Annotated in this window: 1 protein-coding gene; it reads right to left on the bottom strand. The window is 50.2% G+C overall.

The features are described from left to right. Window positions 1–100 precede the first annotated feature (100 nt). Complete coding sequence (locus J4G38_RS28120; protein ID WP_226164109.1) at window positions 101–430, bottom strand: hypothetical protein; 330 nt, start codon at window positions 428–430, stop codon at window positions 101–103. Between the last annotated feature and the right edge of the window lie 72 nt (window positions 431–502).

Below are 502 nucleotides of genomic sequence, written 5' to 3' on the forward strand. Positions count from 1 at the left end.
GCGCTCAGTGGTGAATCCGATGCCGGACTCGTGAACGTAATTGACAGGCTTCATATCGATCTTCCTTTCTGCCCGTATAGCCGGTAGCGCAGCTGATTGGTTAGTTTTCGTCGTAGCTGATCTGCATTCCGTAGAAGCCATCGTAGCTGACGTTGACGGTGATCTCATGCTCGGTAGCGAGCTTGATGAGCTGGGACAGGGTGTAGTCCATGTAGTCGGCGCGGAACTGGTGGCGGATGCATCTCATGATGTAGGGGATGCGGGAGGCGTACCAGCGATCGGTAACCTCGATGCCATCGATGTTCATCTGGACCTTGATGAAGGGCTGTCCGTCCTTGTTCTTGGGCTTGCACTCCTTGTGGTAGTGGATCTTGGTACGATAGGTACCGGGCTGGATTTCACGTTGGATGAAGGTATTGTACAGAGACATTTTTCAACATTCCTTTCAGATTTAGATTTTTGATTTTGAAGAGTCGGAAGATTGTCGATCTTCTTCAGATCA

Source organism: Hymenobacter terricola (assembly GCF_017921975.2).
In the GTDB taxonomy this organism is placed as follows: domain Bacteria; phylum Bacteroidota; class Bacteroidia; order Cytophagales; family Hymenobacteraceae; genus Hymenobacter; species Hymenobacter terricola.